Source organism: Methanoregula sp. (assembly GCF_049518935.1).
GTDB lineage: Archaea > Halobacteriota > Methanomicrobia > Methanomicrobiales > Methanospirillaceae > Methanoregula.
The window spans coordinates 1-19553 of sequence record NZ_JBEKRH010000030.1 but is presented as its reverse complement, the minus strand read 5'-3'; the positions used below and the strand labels follow the sequence as shown (position 1 = coordinate 19553).

General features: G+C 57.0%; 21 protein-coding genes and 2 tRNA genes. 17 read left to right on the top strand and 6 right to left on the bottom strand.

Annotation, left to right across the window (positions count from 1 at the left end; genetic code table 11):
* Window positions 1–2: 2 nt before the first annotated feature.
* Window positions 3–74 (bottom strand) — tRNA-Ala (locus tag ABSE13_RS12290).
* A 276-nt stretch (window positions 75–350) separates the two neighbouring features.
* Here ABSE13_RS12290 and ABSE13_RS12285 point away from each other — a divergent pair.
* The 7 genes from ABSE13_RS12285 (at window position 351) to ABSE13_RS12255 (ending at window position 6659) form a co-directional block, all read left to right on the top strand.
* Window positions 351–1025, top strand: a complete 675-nt coding sequence (locus ABSE13_RS12285) for an MTAP family purine nucleoside phosphorylase (RefSeq protein WP_424028806.1) — start codon at window positions 351–353, stop codon at window positions 1023–1025.
* 13 nt (window positions 1026–1038) lie between these two features.
* On the top strand, window positions 1039–2364 hold the full coding sequence (locus ABSE13_RS12280; RefSeq protein WP_424028805.1) for an amidohydrolase family protein: 1326 nt from the start codon (window positions 1039–1041) through the stop codon (window positions 2362–2364).
* Between the two features lie 79 nt (window positions 2365–2443).
* Complete coding sequence (locus ABSE13_RS12275; protein ID WP_424028804.1) at window positions 2444–3847, top strand: sensor histidine kinase; 1404 nt, start codon at window positions 2444–2446, stop codon at window positions 3845–3847.
* 58 nt (window positions 3848–3905) lie between these two features.
* Entirely contained in the window at window positions 3906–4121 is a 216-nt protein-coding gene (locus tag ABSE13_RS12270; RefSeq protein ID WP_424028803.1) for a hypothetical protein, read from the top strand.
* Window positions 4122–4232: 111 nt separating this feature from the next.
* Window positions 4233–5189: an ATP-binding cassette domain-containing protein gene (locus ABSE13_RS12265; protein WP_424028802.1), complete on the top strand. Its 957-nt coding sequence runs from the start codon at window positions 4233–4235 to the stop codon at window positions 5187–5189.
* Complete coding sequence (locus ABSE13_RS12260; RefSeq protein WP_424028801.1) at window positions 5176–5943, top strand: ABC transporter permease; 768 nt, start codon at window positions 5176–5178, stop codon at window positions 5941–5943. The genes ABSE13_RS12265 and ABSE13_RS12260 overlap by 14 nt, the downstream gene beginning before the upstream one ends.
* A gap of 89 nt (window positions 5944–6032) precedes the next feature.
* The gene (locus ABSE13_RS12255) at window positions 6033–6659 is read left to right on the top strand and encodes a DJ-1/PfpI family protein (protein ID WP_424028800.1); all 627 of its coding nucleotides are present in this window, start codon (window positions 6033–6035) and stop codon (window positions 6657–6659) included.
* A gap of 68 nt (window positions 6660–6727) precedes the next feature.
* Here the strand turns inward: ABSE13_RS12255 and ABSE13_RS12250 are convergent, their stop codons facing one another.
* Window positions 6728–7147, bottom strand: a complete 420-nt coding sequence (locus ABSE13_RS12250; protein WP_424028799.1) for a hypothetical protein — start codon at window positions 7145–7147, stop codon at window positions 6728–6730.
* Window positions 7148–7278: 131 nt separating this feature from the next.
* On the bottom strand, window positions 7279–8979 hold the full coding sequence (locus ABSE13_RS12245; protein WP_424028798.1) for an AMP-binding protein: 1701 nt from the start codon (window positions 8977–8979) through the stop codon (window positions 7279–7281).
* Window positions 8980–9134: 155 nt separating this feature from the next.
* Here ABSE13_RS12245 and ABSE13_RS12240 point away from each other — a divergent pair.
* From ABSE13_RS12240 to ABSE13_RS12230, 3 genes are all read left to right on the top strand, one after another.
* Window positions 9135–9304 (top strand) — tRNA-Trp (locus ABSE13_RS12240).
* A 212-nt stretch (window positions 9305–9516) separates the two neighbouring features.
* Window positions 9517–10308 (top strand): PhzF family phenazine biosynthesis protein, encoded by a 792-nt coding sequence (locus tag ABSE13_RS12235; RefSeq protein ID WP_424028797.1) that lies wholly within the window; start codon window positions 9517–9519, stop codon window positions 10306–10308.
* A 78-nt stretch (window positions 10309–10386) separates the two neighbouring features.
* Window positions 10387–10776, top strand: coding sequence for a carboxymuconolactone decarboxylase family protein (locus ABSE13_RS12230; protein ID WP_424028796.1), 390 nt, complete (start codon window positions 10387–10389; stop codon window positions 10774–10776).
* An 11-nt stretch (window positions 10777–10787) separates the two neighbouring features.
* Here the strand turns inward: ABSE13_RS12230 and ABSE13_RS12225 are convergent, their stop codons facing one another.
* A complete protein-coding gene (locus tag ABSE13_RS12225) occupies window positions 10788–11111 on the bottom strand; it encodes a carboxymuconolactone decarboxylase family protein (RefSeq protein ID WP_424028795.1) in 324 nt (107 codons plus the stop codon).
* Window positions 11112–11538: 427 nt separating this feature from the next.
* Here ABSE13_RS12225 and ABSE13_RS12220 point away from each other — a divergent pair, with 427 nt between their 5' ends.
* The 5 genes from ABSE13_RS12220 (at window position 11539) to mreA (ending at window position 17125) form a co-directional block, all read left to right on the top strand.
* Window positions 11539–12720, top strand: a complete 1182-nt coding sequence (locus ABSE13_RS12220; protein ID WP_424028794.1) for a bifunctional 5,6,7,8-tetrahydromethanopterin hydro-lyase/3-hexulose-6-phosphate synthase — start codon at window positions 11539–11541, stop codon at window positions 12718–12720.
* A 300-nt stretch (window positions 12721–13020) separates the two neighbouring features.
* The gene (locus tag ABSE13_RS12215) at window positions 13021–13218 is read left to right on the top strand and encodes a hypothetical protein (protein WP_424028793.1); all 198 of its coding nucleotides are present in this window, start codon (window positions 13021–13023) and stop codon (window positions 13216–13218) included.
* Between the two features lie 450 nt (window positions 13219–13668).
* The gene (locus ABSE13_RS12210) at window positions 13669–14874 is read left to right on the top strand and encodes an MFS transporter (protein ID WP_424028792.1); all 1206 of its coding nucleotides are present in this window, start codon (window positions 13669–13671) and stop codon (window positions 14872–14874) included.
* Window positions 14875–15051: 177 nt separating this feature from the next.
* Window positions 15052–16305: a WD40 repeat domain-containing protein gene (locus ABSE13_RS12205; protein WP_424028791.1), complete on the top strand. Its 1254-nt coding sequence runs from the start codon at window positions 15052–15054 to the stop codon at window positions 16303–16305.
* A 445-nt stretch (window positions 16306–16750) separates the two neighbouring features.
* Window positions 16751–17125, top strand: a complete 375-nt coding sequence (gene mreA / locus ABSE13_RS12200; protein WP_424028790.1) for an MreA family transcriptional regulator — start codon at window positions 16751–16753, stop codon at window positions 17123–17125.
* Window positions 17126–17261: 136 nt separating this feature from the next.
* Here the strand turns inward: mreA and ABSE13_RS12195 are convergent, their stop codons facing one another.
* Window positions 17262–17438, bottom strand: a complete 177-nt coding sequence (locus ABSE13_RS12195) for a hypothetical protein (protein WP_424028789.1) — start codon at window positions 17436–17438, stop codon at window positions 17262–17264.
* Between the two features lie 275 nt (window positions 17439–17713).
* Between ABSE13_RS12195 and ABSE13_RS12190 the strand changes: the two genes are divergently transcribed.
* Window positions 17714–18283 (top strand): methyltransferase family protein, encoded by a 570-nt coding sequence (locus ABSE13_RS12190; RefSeq protein WP_424028788.1) that lies wholly within the window; start codon window positions 17714–17716, stop codon window positions 18281–18283.
* Between the two features lie 219 nt (window positions 18284–18502).
* On the opposite strand, the gene ABSE13_RS12185 is transcribed toward ABSE13_RS12190, so the two are convergent.
* Window positions 18503–18937 carry a hypothetical protein gene (locus ABSE13_RS12185; protein ID WP_424028787.1) on the bottom strand — a complete coding sequence of 145 codons (435 nt, stop codon included), beginning with the start codon at window positions 18935–18937 and terminating at the stop codon, window positions 18503–18505.
* A 266-nt stretch (window positions 18938–19203) separates the two neighbouring features.
* On the opposite strand from ABSE13_RS12185, the gene ABSE13_RS12180 reads away from it, so the two are divergent.
* A partial coding sequence (locus ABSE13_RS12180) for a hypothetical protein (RefSeq protein ID WP_424028786.1) occupies window positions 19204–19553 on the top strand: 350 nt, incomplete at its 3' end.

Sequence of the window (19553 nt, the reverse complement as noted above, 5' to 3'; positions counted from 1 at the left end):
GATGGACCGGGCGGGAATTGAACCCGCGGCCTCTTCCATGCCAAGGAAGCGATCTACCACTGATCTACCGGCCCGCTCCTATCTAGTAGGATGCCATAGGTTAAAAGAATTGTTCGTCTTTTTCAGCGCCATGATCCCGGGTCCGCCCCCCTCTCTTTCACGATGGTGCCGGAATATCTTCGGTCGTCCCGGACCGGATTGCAGGAACGACCGTCCCTCCCGGACTGCGCTAATTATTAGTGTTCTCCCGCCAACCATTCTGAAAGCGAAGGGATACAATTGGCCGATATGATGATACCCCCTGTACCCGGATACGGAACGATCACCCCGACTCTTCCCGGGTGGTCCTGATGCTCGGGATTATCGGCGGGACAAGCCTCCTCTTCTCCACCCTGCCGGATCTCGAAAAACGCCGGGTTGCCACACCATTTGGCAGCGCAGAGCTGCTCTGCGGGGACAACCTAGTCATGCTGATGCGACACCAGAACTCCCTGCCCCCGCACCGGATCAATCACCGGGCGAACCTTGCCGCACTGGCAATTGCGGGCGTCACGAAGATCGTTGCCTTCGGGTCCTCCGGCTCGCTCAAGCCGAAGATCGCGCCGGGCACCCTGCTGGTCCCGACCGATTATATCAGCCTGACCGACATCCCTTCTATCCACGATCATGCAATCGAGCATGTCCGGCCGGAACTCTCCGAAGAGCTGGCGAAGGAACTGGGCAGGCTGGTGCCTTCGGCCCGGTTCGGCGGTGTGTACGTCCAGACCCGGGGCCCGCGGATCGAGACCGTTGCTGAGGTGAAGTCGCTTGCATGGATTGCGGACGTGGTGGGTATGACGGTTGCCTCGGAAGCGACCCTTGCCTGCGAACTCGGGCTTCAGTTTGCCGCGCTCTGCACCATCGAGAACTATGCAAATGGCCTTGGTGTTGAGGTGCTGACGTACGAGCATATCGTCAGCGTCTCGCGGGAGCACCGGCACCGCACGGAAGAGATCGTGAAGACCATCATTGAACATATGGAATGAAACGAGGGAGACCATGGCAGAACACGAAATGCATGAAATTTTTGATAAGCACCGTTCCCTGTTGATCATAAACGTTGTTGCTGACGGCAAAAGCGTGGATATCTTCATCGATGAGAAGGGGATCCTCCGGGGAATCGGCGAAAACGTGCGGAAGCAGCATAGGGGCGAGGCGGATTTCATCATTGACGGCGACAACGCGATCGCCCTCCCGGGCCTCGTGAACACCCATACCCACGCGGCGATGTCGCTCCTGCGGGGCTATGCTGACGATATGATCCTGCAGGACTGGCTCTCGCAGAAAATCTGGCCGCTCGAGGCCCACCTTGCCGCAAGCGACGTATACTGGGGGACACGCCTTGCCTGCCTCGAGATGATCCGGACCGGAACTACTGCGTTTAACGATATGTACTTCTTTATGGACGAGGCGGCCCGTGCCGTGGACGAGGCCGGTATCCGGGCCGTGCTCTCGTACGGATTCATCGACCTCTTCACTGCAGAGAAGCGCGAGAACGAGTGCAGGGCCACTGAGAAACTCACGGCCCATGTCCGCTCGCTCGGCAACCCCCGTATTACCACGGCCGTCGGTCCCCACGCGATCTATACCGTCTCCCCGGAAGGACTGAAGTGGTGTGCAGAGTTTGCCCGTGAGCAGAAGATCGGGATCCACATCCACCTGTCGGAAACCGAGAAGGAAGTGACCGACTGCATGGCACAGCACGGCAAACGCCCGGCTGCCCACCTCGACGCCTGCGGTATTCTCACTCCCCGCACGGTCGCGGCCCACAGCTGCTGGCTCGACGAGGCAGAGTGCCGGCTCCTCGCGGAACGCGGCACCACCGCGTCCCACAACCCGGCGAGCAACATGAAACTTGCCACCAACCGGGCAATGCCATACCACTGGCTCTCCTCGGCAGGGGCCAACGTCTCTCTCGGCACGGACGGCTGCGCCTCGAACAACAACCTCGACATGTTTGAAGAAGCCAAGACCGCCGCCCTCCTCCAGAAGTTCTTCTGGAACAATCCCGTTCAGCTCCCTGCACCGGAAGCGCTCCGCATGGCAACGTCCAGCGGGGCAAAGGCACTGGGGCTCCCCACCGGCACGCTTGCCGTGGGAGCACCGGCCGATCTCGTGCTCGTTGCAACCCGCACGGCCTGCAATACCCCGCTTCACAACGCGACCTCGAACCTCATCTACTCCTGCAGCGGTTATGCAGTCGAGACCACCATCTGCAACGGGCGTGTGCTGATGCTCAACCATGAGATCCCGGGCGAAGATGCAGTGCTGGCCGGTGCGGCAACAGCAGCACGCGAGCTGGTGAAGCGGGCGCAGTCTGCATAACCGGGGTTGGCTCCCTGTCAGTTCGCTCCCTCTCCACAACCTTTTTCATCTCATCCCCAGCATACGCACATAGAGCGTTTTGAAGGAGACCGGACTCGTCCCTGATCTCCCGTCACGGGAACCCCTGAGGAATGGCATTTCCGTGCCGGAAATACCCTTTGGCATCCGCGAGAGTTACTGGAAAGCGGGTCTTATCATTTTTGCTGTCCTGCTGATGCTGGTGACCATCGTCACGCTGATGGCCGGAGTCCAGCCGGATACCGTGGGTTCCCTGTATGTCATTCCCGCAATCCTCTTTGCCTATTTTTACCGGCGCAGGGGCGTGCTGCTGGTCTATCTCCTCTCCATGTTCTATTTTGCCGTCGTGGTCCTGTTCCGGTATCCTTCCGGCAGCGACATAGTTACTGCAGCGATCCGTTCCGGCCTCGATGTTGCCGTTGCCCTGATCGTCTCTTTCCTGACCGCCCACCTGATCCGGGAGAAGAGGAAATACCACGCGATCTTTGACAATACCGAAAACGGCGTGCTGCTCGTCAGTCTCACGGATCAACGGATCCTGGAGATGAACCAGCGGTTTGCCAGTGCCCTTGCCCTCACCGCCAAAGCGGTTGAAGGCCTGAGCCTGGAGACGTTCATCGCGGAACCGGCCCCGCTCACCCGGCTTCTTGCTCACCTGGATTCGCACTGCAGTACCCCGGCAACGGAGATCCTCATGCGGCGGTGTGACGGTTCGGAATGGGTTGCCGTGGTTGCGGCACGGAAGATCGCAGCGGACATTGCTGTCCTGACCTTTATCGATATCACCGAACGGCTGAACATGGAGAAGCTGCTCCAGCAGCTGAATGACGATGCGAATCTCTACCTGGACATTCTCACCCACGATGTCAACAACATCAACACTGCGAGCCTCAATTATGGCCGGCTTCTCCTGGAACGACCAGGTGTTGAGAAGGAGGTACTCTCCTATAAGCTGATCAAATCCCTTGAAAAAAGCGATGAGATCATCCGCAATGTCTCGACGTTACGGAAACTGCGCGAATCCCCGGCGAAACAGACACGTTTCCGTCTCGCCGATATAATCCGGAAGGAGGTTTCAGGATACCCCGATGCGTGGATCGAATACGATGGGGGGGACGCGGTTATCATAGCAGACGATATGCTCTCGTCAGTCTTTTCCAACCTTATCGGCAACAGCATCAAGTACGGGGGACCGATTCCGCGTATCGCGATCCGGGTCACTCCCGGGGAGAGGGACGTTGTGGTCTCGATCGAGGACCATGGGCATGGCATTCCCGACCCGCTCAAGCCCCTCATCTTCGAACGGTTCCAGAGGGGCGATACCTCGGTCAGCGGACGGGGGCTGGGATTGTTCATCTGCCGGACTCTGGTCGAGAGGTACGGTGGCAGCATCCAGGCAGAGGACCGTATCCCGGGCGATCCCCTGCAGGGTGCGGCAATCCGGTTCACCCTTCCCCGGGAATAGCCGGCAGCACATTCTGTTCCGATATGTTTTTCCAAACAGCCGATGAGATTGGAATACGATGTCCCATCACGAGGCCTTTGAACACCACGAACACCCTGAACCCTCTGAACACCAGGAAGGATCAAAAACCTGCAGGGTCTGTTCCTCTTCCTATTCGCACGAACACCATCCCTCCCTGTTCGGTATCTGCGAAAAGTGCGGGTACAAGATCCTCATCGTCCTTGTCGTCGTGATGGTAGCGATCTCCTACATAGCGTGGTTTGGCGTACTGTAACTCTTCATACCCCGTTTTTTATCCTGGCCTCCCGACCGTTCTTCGCCGGTGGAACAAAGAAATAAATGGTTCCGTACCATACAGAGAAAATAATCCTTGAGTCCAATCGCCATGAACGCAATTGAAGTATCCCATCTCATCAAACAATTCGGCCCTCTCACCGCGCTCAACGATATCAGTTTCTCCGTAAGCGAGGGAGAGACCTTTGGCTTTTTAGGCCCCAATGGCGCCGGCAAGACCACCACCATCCGTATCCTCACGGGTATCTCCCGGCCGACCTCGGGGACGGCGACCATCTTCGGCCATGATATCGGGCTCGACACCGTAGCCGCACGGCAGTCCATGGGCATTGTATCCGAGACCTCGAATGTTTACGATGACCTGACCGCGTGGCAGAACATGATGTTCTCGGCAGAACTCTATCACGTGGGAAGGAAGGAACGGGAGAAGAAATCTGTCGAACTGTTAACGCTCTTCGGGTTATACGACCGGCGCAATGACATCGCACACGGGTTTTCCAAGGGTATGAAACGACGGCTGACGCTCGCGATGGGACTGGTCAACAGCCCGCGCCTGCTCTTCCTGGATGAACCCACCTCGGGGCTCGATGTCCAGAGCAACCTCATTATACGGGATGTGGTCACGGATCTCGTCCGCGATGGCGTTACGGTTTTTCTGACGACCCACAACATCGAGGAGGCCAACATCATGTGCGACCGGGTGGCGATCATCAATAAAGGTACCATCGCTGCCATCGATGCACCGGAACGGCTGAAAAAGACGATCCGGAGTGTGCAGTCGATCGAGTTCTCGTTCAACCGCAATTCCCCGGACCAGCTGGACGAGCTCCGCCTGCTCCCTGGGGCGGATGATGTACGCAAGGCCGGTGACAAGTTCAAGATCTATACAGGAGATCCGTCTGAAGTTATCGATGCCGTGATGACCTATGCCCGCTCCCACGATCTCAAAGTGATAAGTATCACGACGCTTGGCCCGAGCCTTGAGGACGTGTTCATCAAATTGACCGGCTTAAAGCGGACAGGGGGTGCAGTCCATGCCATTGACTGATCACGAGCGGTGGACGGAACGTCTTTCCCGGGAGATATCTGCCGCATGGGCGATTGCCAGAAAGGACATGCGGATCTATTATCTCAAGCCCAACATCATCGTCTCCGGCATCCTCTTCCCGCTCTTCATGTTCCTTGCCTTTGCCATCGGGAAGAACGCCCCGCCCGGCACCCTGATCCCGGGGCTGATCGCGATCACCCTCCTCTTTTCCGCCTCCTCGATCGAGCCGGTGTCGATCCCCATCGAGCGGCGGGTAAAGACGTTCGACCGTCTGCTCTCGGCACCGATCTCGCTCCATTCGCTGGTCTTCGGCGAGAGCCTGAGCGGTTTTCTCTACAGTCTTGGCATTGCATGTCTTCCGCTCGTGATCGGTGTCATACTCTTCAGTACGCCGGTTGTCCATCCCCTGGTTCTTCTGATTGCCATGGCACTGACCGCGTTCTGCTTTGCTACCCTCGGGACCCTGTTTGCTGCGTACCCCACCGAGAACGTTGGGGAAGTGATGTCCATGCTCAACACGGTCCGGCTGCCGCTCATCTTCATCTCCGGTGTCTTCATCCCGTTGTCAGCCATGCCGCTGATTGGGCAGGAGATCGCCTTGTTCTCCCCGCTTACCTATGGAAACGACATGATCGGGTACGCGTATACCGGCACATCGCTCTTCCCGCCGCTGCTGGATATCATGGCGCTGGTGATCTTCATCCTGATCTTCCAGTTCGTGGCAAACTATCTGTACAAAAAATTCAATGAATGAAGAGGGCCTATAACCGGACTGTACCGATCCCACCAGAGGGGGCCGCATGTTACCAGGCCCTCCCCCGCCATGGAGGGTAGGGATATGCCATGAAGATCGCCTTTGTCATCTGCAACGATGTCACCCTGCTCGATTTCGCGGGTGCCTGCGATCCCCTTACCCGGCTGAAGAGCATGGGCTTTGTCCCGGACCTCAGCTGGGACGTATGTGCACGTACTCCAACGGTCCGCTCTATTGAGGGTACAGAACTGGTCCCTGCCTGTGTCGGCAACGACCTCTCCGCGTACGATTACGTGATCATCCCCGGTGGTGATGGTATAAAAGGCCTGATGCGGGACCCGGCGTTCCTCCGGTGGATCTCCGTAGCCTCGGAGAAGACGACTATCGCCGCTGTCTGCGGGGGTGTTCTGCTCCTCGGCGCAGCCGGCTTCCTGCGGGAACGGCGGGCGACCACGCACCCGGAGCTGCAGGCAATCCTGAAAAATTTCGCCCGGGAGGTATCGACGAACCGGATCGTAGACGAAGGATGCATCATCACTGCAGGCGGGGTGACTTCATTGATCGATCTCGGTCTCTCTCTGCGAAAAGATTGCCGGGCAGGATGTGCGGGAGAAGATCCAGAAGCAGATGGACTACCGGCACTATTCCATTCCATGAATGGATCAGGTTGTTGTCTCTTTTCCCCTGACAGGAATGCGATTCCCGTTGTTCCATGACCCGGTGTCAGGGATAAACCCGTTCCTGCCCGGGCGGATCGGAACACATCCGGAGTTCAGAAAAAATTTCAGAAAAATTTCCCCTGTCCCCCGATCACCGGCTCGAGCCGGTACGTATACAGGTCCGTGTAGTCCGTATAGGTCGTGAGACTGAACGGTGCCATTTCATGGTACCCGACGTGACCAACGTAGCTGTCGGCTGATGCGAATGTCCGGCCATCCCTGTCGGAGAAGATGCCCCGCACCGTGAGATCCTCAAAGGAGGTGTTGCAGATATTGCTCACGTACCCGTTCACCGTAATCTGCTGGGACGAACCCGTGTTCGCGCTGTGGGCGGAATCGTTGACTAAAAAGAAGCAGTCGCCGGCCGACACGATGGCCGGTTGCCCGAGCCGGGTCTTGGGTGTCACGATCTCCGATGAGGTCATAATGCACCCTGACAGGACCAGTGCGGCTATCACGAGCAGCACCACAATACCAGTCTTCATGCAACAACTCCCGTATGGTGCATGGAGATTCTCCTTCCTGCGACAAATCCTTTCCGTTGTACGGAAGATCAGCATGCGGGTAAACAGGGAGGATATATGCAGGAAAAAATGCAGGAATACATAAAAAATGATTATGCGGTCTGGATCTTGTCGGCTTCCTGGAGCCCGAGCACTTTTATCGACTCTTCCCGCATCTTGTACTTCTGGATCTTGCCGGAGATGTTGATGGGGAAGTCGTTCACAAACATGACATACCGCGGGATCTTGAAGTGGGCGATCTTCCCCTTGCAGAAGTCTTTCACGTCCTGTTCGGTCATGGTCTGGCCGGACTTCATCTTTACCCATGCGCAAAGTTCCTCGCCGTACTTCACATCCGGCACGCCGACAACATAGACATCCGAGATCTTCTCGTGGTGGTGGAGGAATTCCTCGATCTCGCGCGGGTAAATGTTCTCCCCGCCCCGGATCACCATGTCCTTGAGCCGGCCGACAATCTTGAAGTAGCCCTCCTCATCCATGGTGCCTAGGTCCCCCGTGTGGTTCCAGTGGTCCTTATCGAGTGTGGCATGGGTTGCCGAGGGATTATTGTAATAGCATTTCATGACGCAGTAGCCGCGTGCACAGATCTCGCCGATCTCACCGAACGGGACGATCTTCCCGGTCTTGGAATCGACGAGCTTGAGTTCGGTGTGCGGGAAGGCGCGGCCGACCGTTGTGACCCGGCGCTCGAGCGGGTCTTTCGTGGTGGTCATCGTGACGCCGGGGCTCGTTTCTGTCTGGCCGTACACGATCACGATCTCGCTCATGTGCATCTGCGTGTTGACCTGCTTCATCACCTCGATCGGGCAGGGTGAGCCGGCCATGATACCGGTCCGCAGGGACCTGAGATCGTATTTCGAAAAGTTCGGGTGGGTGAGCTCGGCAATGAACATGGTCGGGACACCGTGGAGTGCCGTGCAGTGCTCCTTCTCAACGGTCTTCAACACCTCCTCGGCATCGAAGGTCGGGGCAGGCAGCACCATGGTCGTACCGTGGGTCACGCAGGCAAGGTTACTGAGGACCATGCCAAAGCAGTGGTAGAAAGGAACCGGGATACAGAGCCGGTCCTTCTCGGTGAATCCCATGCCCTCACCGATGATGTAGCCGTTGTTGAGAACGCTGTGGTGGGTCAGGACAACTCCCTTGGGGAACCCCGTGGTGCCGCTCGTGTACTGGATATTGATCGGGTCGTCAAACGAGAGCCCTTCGCCCCGCTCGATGACTTCGTCCATCGTGATATCGTCCGCCTTTTCCAGAAAATCCCCCCACGTGTACATACCGTTGTACGGGATGTCCCCAAGGAAGACTGCATTCTTGAGGAACGGGAACTTCTCGCTTGAGATCCTGCCGGGCTTCGCCTCGTAGGCTTCGGGACAGGCTTCGTAGAACATCCCTACATAGTCCGAGGTCTTGAACCGGCCCTGCACGATCAGGGTCGAGATCTCGGCCTGCTTGAGCACGTACTCGAACTCGTACGTGCGGTAAGCCGGGTTGATGTTCACCATGATTGCGCCGATCTTTGAGGTCGCGAACTGGACTACCACCCATTCGGCATGGTTCATGGCCCAGATGCCGACCCGGTCGCCCTTCTCCACGCCGAGACCCATCAGGGCGCGGGCAACCCTGTTCACCTGCCCGAGGAAATCCCGGTACGTCCACCGGATGTTCTGGTGCACGGACACGATGGCCTCGGTGTCCGGGTATTTTTCCGCGATACTGTCGACCATCTCGCTGATAGTCATTCCCAGCAGGGGGACTGCTGATGTTCCGCACGTGTAGCTGCCCTCAACCATTACAACACTATTGTGTCAGGAAATATTATATTCGTGATGATTTGCACCCGAAGTGGTGCACCCGTTCCCTGAACAGGACACCCGGACAAAACTCTTAAGTTTACGCACTGCGATTTTATTGAGTCAGCACGGGAGATCGTCCCGGTTGGCAGCACGGGGTTGTGGCCTAGCCCGGTATGGCGACGGGCTCCAGCGGTCTTTGCGTTCTTTGTGCTCGCAGATGATGAACAATGGGTCTACTGACTAAATGGGATGATGACCCGTTGGAGCACTGATGCATGTCGGAGAGACCCGTCGATCGTGAGTTCAATTCTCACCAACCCCACATTTTCCTGTACCATCTCTCCCCGGTAGCATACGGGTCACGATAACGAACCGTACGCGGTTTTCGTTTTTCAATAAATTACTGAATGCTATCCTGTACGGAGCAATTCATTCGGTTGCGTGATTGTTACCGGAAGACAATCTTTCGGAAATCAGAATGCCACGTGCCGGCGCCCGATCACGTTAAAGCATCCGGAACGCTATCCTACTCTCATGAGTACTGAGCTGCATCTGGTGGATGCCTTCACCGGTGCCCCGTTCCGCGGAAACACTGCGGCAGTCTGCATCATGGATGGGCCGGCGGACCCTGTCTGGATGCAGCAGGTTGCCGGAGAGATGAAGCATTCCGAGACTGCGTTCCTGCATCCCGGCCAGGACTGCTGGAACCTGCGGTGGTTTACCCCGGAACGCGAGGTGGACCTCTGCGGCCACGCAACGCTTGCCGCAGCATTCATCCTATGGACAACCGGTCGCGGGAAACCGGAATCAGCGATCGTGTTTGAGACAAAATCGGGGACGCTGACGGCTCACAAGGACGGGGACTGGATAACCCTTGATTTCCCTGCCGAACCGGTTACTTCTGCAGCATCGGTTCCCGGGCTTGACCGGGCACTGGGAGTCTCCCCGGTCTTTGTGGGGCGGAACCGTTTTGATATCCTTGCCGAGCTCCCAACAGCTGCAGACCTCTGCACCCTTGAACCCGATATGGCTGCGCTTGCGGCAATTCCGGCGCGGGGGATCATCCTGACCGCGGTCTCCGATCTCCCGCATTTTGATTTCGTATCCCGGTTCTTCGCCCCTTCAGTCGGTGTCCCGGAAGATCCGGTCACCGGCTCCGCCCACTGCTGCCTCGGGCCGTACTGGGGAGAAAAACTCAAAAAAACCGAGCTTGACGGGTTCCAGTGCTCGGCACGTGGCGGGACCGTGCGGGTCACCCTGCACGGCGACCGGGTCATCCTGCGGGGCCACGCGGTCCACATATTATCCGGGAAGCTGCTGGTCTGACGGAGTAACCGGCTGATACCCGGTGCGGACATCGTGCGGTTTTTCATCTCCCGCACCCTATCACCGTTTTGGATAATCATGACGAGCGAACGCTACAAACGGGGCTGGGAGAAACTCAAAGAAGTCGACGGCGAAGCCGGAGAAAAGGTGATAGAGAGCCTGAAGGATATCGCTCCCGATCTCGGGCGATACACGATCGAGTTTCCGTTCGGCGATATCTACAGCAGGCCCGATCTCGACCTGCGGTCCCGCGAGATCGCCGTTGTCTCGGCCCTGACGGCGCTCGGGAATGCCGCTCCCCAGCTGAAGGTGCATATCCACGGGGCCCTCAATGTCGGGGTCACCCGGAAGGAAGTGGTGGAGATCATCACGATGATGGCAGTCTATGCCGGGTTCCCGGCAGCACTCAACGGTATGGCTGCGGCAAAAGAGGTGTTTTTTGAGCGGGACCGGAAGGGGCAGTCCTGATTTTTTAGTCCCTACTCTTTTGTGTGTTTTGCCACTTCGAGCCCTTCGAGGGCGGCCGGGAGGCTTTCAAGCACGGTGGCGATCCCTGTGAGGTGCAGGTTCATCACGACCGCACCGATGATCTCGTCCCGCGTGGCTCCGGACATGCATGCCAGGATCGTGTGCATTTTAACACCGCGGGGGTTCCGTGTCGCGGTCTGGATCGCGATATTGATCAGTTGTTTGGTTTTTGGATCGAGGCCTTTTAAGGACTTCTGCACTTCGACCAGGCTGTTGAACTGTTCGGCGAGCTCAGGGCACTCCTGCTGGAACAGTTCGAAGGGGTTCTTTTCCATAATGTTCGTCTCAATTCGGTAATTAGTGGATGATGTCCCGCATGTTAAAAATTTGCTCCCGGGGAACCCTGTAATGAAATAATAAAACTCCGGTCAGATTTTCAGCGAGGTGCATTACATTCATCCGGTAGGCCGGCAGCTGCCTGTCCCCCGCCAATGATATTCAGTTACCCGATACTCCGGAACGAGTCAGACTCCCCCCAACCCCCACAAGCCGGGGTGCCACTACAGGCAGGCACTTCTTTGTTGCGGGGAGTCCGTAAGAACAAACATCGGATCGCAAAATGGGGATCGCAAAAATCTTAGTGGGCCGGGAGCTGCCTAGCACCGGTGGCGAACCGTTTCGGATCGTATCGCCCGCCCCGGCCGGCACTTGATAACTTTATCATACAATGCGGGCACATAATATCACAATACGGAGAGTTCCATGTATTTAGTCGGAGAAGCACTTATTGGCGATGGCGCGGAACTGGCGCATATCGATCTGCTGATGGGAGACAAGGAAGGTCCTGTCGGTGCAGCGTTTGCAAACGCGGTTTCACAGCTTTCGCAGGGGCATACCCCCCTTCTTGCCGTGGTACGCCCGAACCTGCTGACAAAGCCGGTAACGGTTGTTATTCCGAAGGTGACCCTGAAAGACATGTCGCAGGTCAACGAGATGTTCGGTCCCGTGCAGGCAGCGGTGGCAAAGGCGGTTGCGGACTGCGTTGAAGAGAACCTGTTTGCAGGGATCGATATCGAGGGGACGGTCATCATGGTCTCCGCGTTCGTCCACCCGGATGCAAAGGACTACAACCGGATCTACCGGTACAACTACGGCGCGACAAAGCTGGCCCTCCACCGCGCAATCGATAAGTTCCCGGACACGAAGACGCTCGTGTACGAGAAAGACCGGGCAGCCCACGGCATCATGGGATTCAAGGTACAGCGCCTCTGGGACGCACCCTACCTCCAGGTTGCCATGGACCTTGTGGACATGGGCAAGGTTGCCCAGGTCTTGAAGGAAGTGCCTGAGAACGACCACGTGATCATCGAGGCAGGAACCCCGCTGATCAAGAAGTTCGGCCTATCGGTCATCGGCGAGATCCGCAAGCTGCGCCCGAACGCGTTCATCATCGCGGATATGAAGATCCTCGATACCGGTAACCTCGAAGCCCGCATGGCAGCCGATGCAACTGCCGATGCGGTCGTCGTCTCCGGCCTCGCCCCGACCTCGACCATCGAGAAGGCAATCTCCGAAGCCCGTAAGGTAGGCATCTACTCCATCGTCGATATGCTGAACGTGCAGAACCCGGCCAAGCTGATCGCCGGCCTGAAGGTCAAGCCCGACGTCGTGGAACTCCACCGTGCGATCGATACCGAGGACACCGCCCATGCCTGGGGCGACATTGCGGCAATCAAGAAGGCGGCAGGCACCAAGCTGCTCGTAGCAACTGCCGGTGGCATCCGTGTTGACGTAGTGAAGGAAGCTCTCAAGGCAGGCGCTGATATTCTCGTGGTCGGCCGTGCAATTACTGCCTCGAAGGATATCGGGCATGCGGCGGATGAGTTCCTCGACCAGCTCAACAGGGAAGAGATCGACCAGTTCAGGGTCATGACTGATTTCTAAATCCGATAATACTTTTTTAGAGAATTTTTTTATTGCCTGGCCGGATGTATGCCTCCTTGGTAAGGAGGAAGTCGCAAGTTCAAATCTTGATGTAGATTAAGGCGCTAGATCAAGGGCCTTGTTTCGTGGATGAGTAAGGACCTGAATCCCGGTAAGGTTGTAGCGCAAAACCCGACGAGGCGTTTTTTCGCGTAAAGGCATCGTGCCTTACGAAATTTTTTTTCCTGTTCAGAAAAAAATTTTAAAAGAATCCGGCAAATCCGGGAAAATTTTTTTACAAACATTTCCCATATACTGATTATGAACCTGAACAAAACCTGGGACTGGAGCATACTGGCCATCGGTTTCTGGTCCGGTGTAGCGGTTATCAGCCTGATCAATATTGCGCTGATGGTCGTCCATCACGACCAGTTCCTGTACGATGAATATATTTTTGGAATTTCCCTTGTTGCAATAATTGTCTATGTAACGATCAAGAGCAGATCAATACAACCGTAGCGTGAACCCCTTTTTACATACCCCCTCACTTCCGTCTCCGTCATATCTTCCTTATCAGATACCTCTCATCTCCCCCCTCAATCCAAACATTTTACGGCCCTGGTTTGCCAATCCGGACGATCGATTTCCGGAATATATGCAAAAAACAGTACACTTTTACACATTTTTTCAAAATACCCATTTTAAACGTGATTCAAGCCAAACGGAGTATTTTGCACGGCACTATAAAACGCTAATGTACGCTTTTGGGAAGCGAAATGGAAGGGGGGTGGGGGGTAAATACGGTCACGATGAAGGAAACCCCTGTTTTGGCGCATGGTTTTTCTCTCCCGATGGAGCTGATCAGGTACCCGTGACGGGCCAGATCATCCCGTCGCTTACATGGAAATTCTGACGGGTCCGATACGTCAATTCCCCAGCCTTTATCATCTGTCCGGAAAATGTACCGTTATGCAGCTCCCCGCATGGCTGAACCGGACCGTAGTTGGTGCCGGGCTCGCGAGTTTCTTTGGCGATCTCGGGTACGAGTCGGTGACTGTCCTCCTCCCCTCGTTTTTGATCCTGCTCGGTGCGCCGGTCTATGCGCTCGGGATCATCGAGGGCCTGAGTGACGGGGCGTCCAGTTTCGTCAAGCTCTTCTCGGGATATTTCGCTGACAAGCTCGGAAAGCGGCGGGAGTTTGCGCTTGGAGGCTCGGTCGCTACTGCCGTCTTCCCTGCGATCATCGCCGTTGCCGGCTCGTGGTTTGTGGTGCTCGCTGGACGGCTCGTCGGGTGGATCGGCAAGGGAATACGGAGCCCCTCCCGGGATGCGATCCTCTCGAAGTCGGTGGAGAAGAAGGATCTCGGGAAGGCCTTCGGTTTCCACCGGGCCGGGGACACGCTCGGGGCGATCGCCGGGCCGGCAATGGCGCTCGTGCTCGTCTCATCGATGGGTATCCGGGAGATCCTCTGGCTGGCGGTCATCCCCGGAGTTCTTGCATTCGTCGCCATCTGGCTCTTCCTCCGCGAGCGGGACACTGCACCGCACCCGAGGCCCCGACCGCTCGTCGCATCCCTGCGGGGACTCCCGTCACGGTTCAGATCATTCCTCTCCGCGGTGCTGGTCTTCGGGATCGCGGACTTCTCCCATACCCTGCTCATCGCCTTTGCCATCGTCAGCCTCACCCCCTCGCTCGGTTTTGCCACGGCGACCGCGGCGGGGGCGGGCCTCTACCTGGTCCGGAACATCGTGTATGCCGCGTCATCGTACCCCTTTGGGCTGCTCGGCGACCGGGTCGGGCGGAGGCCGATGCTGATTCTCGGGTATGCCATTGCAGTCGCGACTTTCATCGGTTTTGTCATTGCTCCGGTGAACCTGGTGGCGTACGGGCTCCTCTTTGCGCTGTGCGGCCTCTTCATCGCGGCCGAGGACACGCTCGAAGGCGCTCTCGCCGGCGAGATGGTGGAAGAGGAGTCCCGGGCGCTCGGCTTCGGGGCCCTTGCCACCATGAACGGGGTCGGCGATCTCATCTCCAGTGTGATGATTGGGTTCATCTGGGCATTTGTCGGGTACAGCGCCGGGTTTCTCGTCGCTGCTGTCATCGGCGCAGCGGGGACCCTTCTCCTCATCTGGACGACACGCAATCCGTACGGCGTAGGGCGGTCGCCGGTTTAGTATCTGTGAAGGGGCTATGGCGGGGATGACGGGAAGGGGGTTATGGTAAATAGTGTAACCCTTCCCGCTGTCCACAATCCACTCCGTGACCTCCCCAATGCCCGTCACCCCCTGGCCATATAACCGGGCAATGCGATAGTTCTTTACCGATCCTGACCTTTGGTTTCTCTGATTGGAATGCATACCTGCCCGTCCGCCCGGATCCTTAAACTCCTCCTCCTGCTCTGTATCCTGGTACCGGCCGTGCAGGCCGTCGATCCGCTCTGGACAGTCCCGGCATACCCGGGAGTGGAATTATCCACCGTTGCCCTATCGCACGATGGATCGACCATCGTTGCCGGCGGGGACCGGCTGATCGTGCTCTCCCCCGACGGGACGAAACTCTGGTCGGCCTGGTCGGGAACCACGGTCGACCTGAGCCGGGATGGCAGCTACATTGTTACGTCACAGGGCCCGACCGTGCGGTTGTTCACGCGGCAGGGAACCATGCTGTGGGACCAGTCGCTTGGGGATACCGTGACCGATGTTTCCATCTCACCGGATGCGTCAATGATCGCTGCCGGCGGGGGGAGTTATGTGCAGTCCTGGTACAATTCCGGTTCCGGCCTCGGCAGGAACGTGACCGAAACCGTGCACGACATCAAATTATCCCCGGTTAAAGACCAGATCATCGTTACCACGGCAAAGGCATTGCGCAGCTTCAACCTGAGTTACGTACCGAACTGGTACGACGACTCCATAAGTCCCGGTATCGTTGCGATATCCGGTGACGGAACCGGCATCGTGATCCCAAACGGCAACCACATCAGGATGTATCATGGCAGCGGCACGCTTCTCTGGGACCGGTCGTTTCCCGGGGGAAATATCATCTCCCTCGCGTATTCATGGGATGGGTCGACGATTATTGCAGGACGCGACGATGGCACGGTCCTTGCCCTTGACCGGGACGGTAACCTTCTCTTTACCGCAAAAGCCGGGGTCTGGGCAATGAGCGTGGGTGTATCTGACGACGGTTCCACCATCGCCACCGGAAGCATCGATAACCAGATCCGCGTATTCAACCGGCAGGGCACGCTGCTTGGGTCCTATAAAACACAAAGCCCGATCAAATCCCGTTCGGTTGCCGTAAGCGGGGACGGTTCCCTGATTGTGGCAGTCGATCTTTCTGACGTTTATGGGTTTTCCCGGTCCGGGTTTACCGTCACGGTTGCATCACCGGCTCCGGAAGGAACGGGGAACGTCTCAGCCGGGACAATACCCGGTAACGTGACGCCAGTCATCACCCTCCCGGCGTTGACCTCTCCCGTGCCTTACGGGAATGCATCCGTCCCGGCAGCTGGAACAACCCCCTCTTCAGGCCTCTCGTGGATTCTTACCCTGGTACCCCTGGCAGTCGTCCTCCTGGCACGAAAATGTGGGATCCGATCCTGAACATGGCTCCCGCACAATAAGACCCCGGGGTCACACCCTGCGCAAAGTACACCGCCCGACCCCCCTTACGCTCCGGGCTCTCCCCGGGCCGTGATATCCGTCGTAAATCATGCCTGTTTCTGTCCAAAACCGGAAACGGTCGTGGGGGGGTCGGGCAGTGTACTTTTATATTTGCCGCACGGGCATCATACGGCTCCGGGTGATCCCGCAGTACAATCTCTCTGTCGTAAATCTGCCAGAAAAAGTGGTTGTGTCCAGTGTGCCGGCCCGGGTCCGGGCCGGTGATTTGTACCCGTGCGACCCCCACCCTCCCCCGGTGCCCCCCAGGCCTGCCCGGTGTCCGGCCGTCCCCGGGTTCTGTCACCCCCCAAAAAAATCACCGGAATACATTTATCGGTTCAGATTCAATGCCGATCCAGAATAACCCGGAATAATCAGGTGCACGATGAAACAGGAAAATATACAGTATTTCACCGAAAAGGAAGAGGAATTTACCAATCTGCTGATCGATATTGGAACCAAGAAAAACATTGCAAAAGTACTGGTGTTCCTTGCGGGCACACCGGAAGCAACCTCACGGGCAATCGACCGCGGGACTGACCTGCGTCAGCCTGAAGTGAGCCTGGCAATGAAATACCTGATGGACCTGGGCTGGATCAAATGCCGCGAGAACCGCTCCGAGAAGAAGGGCCGGCCCACGAAAGTCTACGAACTCGCAAAACCCATCCACGAGATTATGAGCAGCATCGAGAACGAGAAGAAAAAGGAGACGAACAACCAGCTCGCACTCCTCGGTAAATTACGGGATTATATCAGCTGAAATCCTTGTAAATACCCCGTTTCTCCAGCACATTTCCGCTTGAAGAGATCCGGTCGGTGCACTCATGAGATCCTGCTCAGGTTCCTGATCCAAAAAAAAGCGATTTTTAAAAAGTTTTTCCGGTCGTGTGGGTGTATCAGGCCGGTTTCCCGGTAAATACCTGGTACGCATACCATCCGAATCCTAGGAAGAGTGCAAGGCCGATAATGACCAGCGTCCAGTCACCACTGTCGAGAAAAATTCCCCACAGCACCATCAGCAGGCCGACCAGTGCCGGGAGACAGTACCCTCCGGCATCCACCAGTCGTCCCATGTGAGAAACAGTGCTTTCCGTAGTATCCGGTTTTTCCATCATTACCTGTGCGATGTGTCGGATATAATTGCTATCGAACCGGTTTCGGTGTGGGCTCCATCCTCCCGGCACCCGATGCAGCTATCCCCGTCGGGTGCATACCTTCAATATCCCCGGATAGAAGATTGTATGAGTCACCTGTACCCGGCAGGAAACCGGGCGAAGGCGTAACACAACCGCGTTTGCCTGTTTTTCCGGGACCGTGGACCTGAACGGCGGAAGAATGGACGGATACCATGCAGATTGCTGAAATACTGGTCTTCATTCTATGGGGAATCTTCTTCGCATACTGGCTCGTGTCCGCATGGCGGGACCGGTCGCCCTTCAAACGGACGTCATCCCCCCTCTCGTTCCTGTCCTTCATGGTAGTGCCGTGGATGATCTTCGTGTTCCTTGTCAACTGGTTCGCGCCCTGGCTTTTCATGGTACGCATCATTCCTGACAGTATCCCCGTTGTCATTGCCGGTCTGCTCGTCACCGGTGCCGGCTTGGGATTTGCAATCTTTGCCCGGGTCCACCTGGGGAAATTCTGGAGCGGACGGCCCGCCATCAGGATGGAACACCGGATTATCCGCACCGGGCCGTACCGTATTGTGCGGCATCCGATCTACACCGGCATCCTTACCGGCATCACCGGCACGGCGATTGCCACCGGGTATCTCTGGGTGGTCTGTCTCATCGGTATTATCCTGGTTGTTTTTATCATGAAGATCCGGATGGAAGAGACCTTTCTGCAGGAAGAGTTCGGGGAGGAGTACGCCCTGTACAAGCGCGAGGTCCGTGCGCTTATCCCGTTCGTGATCTGACCGGGCCGGAACCCGGGACGGGATCCAGGTGGCGCGGCCTCGTTGGACAGGATTCCGGATCAGGGCAAATGCGCAGCGCTATCCGAAGAGAAAGATTCACTCGTTTGCAGACATTGCCTGGATATAAAAGTCTTGGTCGGAAAAAAATAGTTTTTTTTATCGGTGGGGTCGCCGGCGATACCTGCCGGCTCCTGTTCCCCGTATCCGGTTCATCGGCAGTTACGGGACGAACCGGATGCCGGGATAGACTGCGCCCCGGAAGCCATTGCTTGCAATCTCCAGGCCGAACTTGTCCGTGATAACACTGCTAAACTCTTTTTCACCGATCAGTTTCGGGAACCCGGAAGTGAGGCGGCGGAAGGAACGGACCCATTCACTCCAGAGCAGCATGCACTGGACATCGTAGATCCCGTTCGGCTGCACATGGCGCGCCAGGAACTCGTCGAAGGTCCTGAGTTCGAGTACTTCCTCAAGGCTGGTTTCTGTCCCGGTCAAACGGAACTGTTCGCAAAACCGGTCCAGCATCCCGGGGCATGTCGTGCCCATGAAGCCCGCGGAGGGACCGTCCCCTGCGCTCCCGGGTCTGCCCGTGGTCCGGTGGGATTTTACGGGCTGGGGTTTCCTCAATGCGATACAGGTTCCTGGTCGCTGCATGGTGGACATGGTGAATCGCCAACAGAGCGTGTGAAGCTGGGGTTTATAGGTGGTTACCTGAAAAGCAAAAATTGAAACATCTTTTGAAACGAAAATCATGATCTCCCTCAGCTAACCTCCCGGTTCAACGCATACCCGGACAGGGTTAAACGGGAGAGCCCGGCCATTCTGGCAATATATGAGCATCCTGCATCCAGGATTGTATGCACGAAGGGAACCGGTATAACGGGTCCCTGACAAACCATGCAGTGCAGGACTGATTCAATATGAGAGAAAGAAATTATCTGGTTCCCCTGGCCTTCATCGTCATGATGGCGTTTGCCATCCCTGCCTTCGCCGCAGCAGACGATTCACAGGCCACCGTAACGCCAACAGACACCATCGCTCCTGTGGACACCGTTGCCCCCGCGCCCACCCCGGGTTTCGATCCCCTGGGGTCGCTCGCCGGGATCTTCGGGCTCCGGCAGGACATCCGCACCGACAGGGCGGCAGACGCAAACCTGACCGAAGGAATCCGGGATAACCGGCAGGATATCCACCAGAACTGGTGGGACAACTTCAACATCTTCGGGAATATCCTCGGTAACCGGGAACAGGTCAGAAGTGACCAGACGCT